Genomic DNA, 1,096 nt, shown 5'->3' with positions numbered 1-1,096 from the left:
GGTCGAGGTGCACTCCGCAGGCACCCAGCCCGGCACCTCGATCAACCAGCTCTCCGCGGCCAGCCTCGCCGAGGTCGGCGCCGACATGTCCGGTGAGATGCCCAAGGCGATCGACGCCGACCTGCTGCGCCGGGTCGACCTCGTCATCACTCTCGGCCGCGACGCCACCGTCGACGACCCCGCCGCAGCCGAAGTACGCAACTGGGACACCGACGAACCCTCCGAACGCGGCATCGACGGCCTCGACCGCATGCGCCTGATCCGCGACGACATCGCCCAGCGCGTGCGCACACTCCTCGAGGAGGTCGCACCGTCCCAGGTGCGGAACGACAGAACGACAACAGCGCTGGCGCGCGAGGATGACAGTGCCTCTCCTCATGTAGCGGACCGCTGAGGGACTATCGGTCGGCGAGAAGGGCTCTGCCCTGCCAGAAGTGCCAGCGGTGGTACTGCACGGTAGGCCTTATGACTGGGTGTGCGGTGCCGCGATGGTGAGCTGGCGTCGATGGTGATCGAAGTGCTGGGTCCCGAAGTGGTAGACGTCGAGCACGCTCATCGTCGGCGTGAAGTAGGGATCCCAGTCCGTCGGCACGTAGATGCTCGAAGCCAGGCTCCGCTCGGTCTCGGTGGTGAGGCGACGCTGCAGGGAGCCGATGACGGTGTCCAGCAGCGCGGTCATGGCATGCGGGGACAGCAGCCGAGCGGCGAGGCAGGGACCGAGGTAGTTGATCGCATGGAAGGGGCGGTGCGCGGCGTTCAGGGCGGCGGCGAAGCCTCGGCTGTAGCCGAGGCGGTCGAGCGTTCGCACCAGGGAAAGTAGCGTGCGGACGACTCCGTAGCCGAGGACCATGTGGAACAGCAGTTGCCGGTTCGTCCACCGTGTGCCGTTGGTCAGGCGCTCTAGGTCGCCGCGCGAAGCCGTGCCGACGAGCTGGTGGAACTCGGCCTGGGCTCGCCGCAACTCCTCGCCGACCTCGTACAGGTCCATGCGACCGCCTCCGACCACCGATGCTACTGCCGCCGCGGCCGGCCAGGAGCACACTGATGTGATGCGGGTAGAGCTGCTGGTGGTGCCGAACTGCCCCCACGAGAACGT

General features: G+C 67.8%; 2 protein-coding genes. One reads left to right on the top strand and one right to left on the bottom strand.

The features are described 5' to 3' along the window. On the top strand, positions 1–394 hold a 394-nt coding region (locus WHI96_RS27735; RefSeq protein WP_349302524.1), incomplete at its 5' end, for an arsenate-mycothiol transferase ArsC. A 69-nt stretch (positions 395–463) separates the two neighbouring features. Here the strand turns inward: WHI96_RS27735 and WHI96_RS27730 are convergent. Then, positions 464–988: a DinB family protein gene (locus tag WHI96_RS27730; RefSeq protein WP_345650380.1), complete on the bottom strand. Its 525-nt coding sequence runs from the start codon at positions 986–988 to the stop codon at positions 464–466. Between the last annotated feature and the right edge of the window lie 108 nt (positions 989–1,096).

The sequence above is a fragment of the Pseudonocardia tropica genome, from assembly GCF_040105315.1.
In the GTDB taxonomy this organism is placed as follows: Bacteria; Actinomycetota; Actinomycetes; order Mycobacteriales; family Pseudonocardiaceae; genus Pseudonocardia; species Pseudonocardia alni.
Note: the sequence above shows the minus strand (reverse complement) of the source record. Positions and strands in the feature narration are given on the sequence as shown.

Coding starts and splice junctions, on each gene's coding strand:
- WHI96_RS27730 (WP_345650380.1), bottom strand. CDS start 988: ATGGACCTGTACGAGGTCGGCGAGGAGTTGCGGCGAGCCCAGGCCGAG.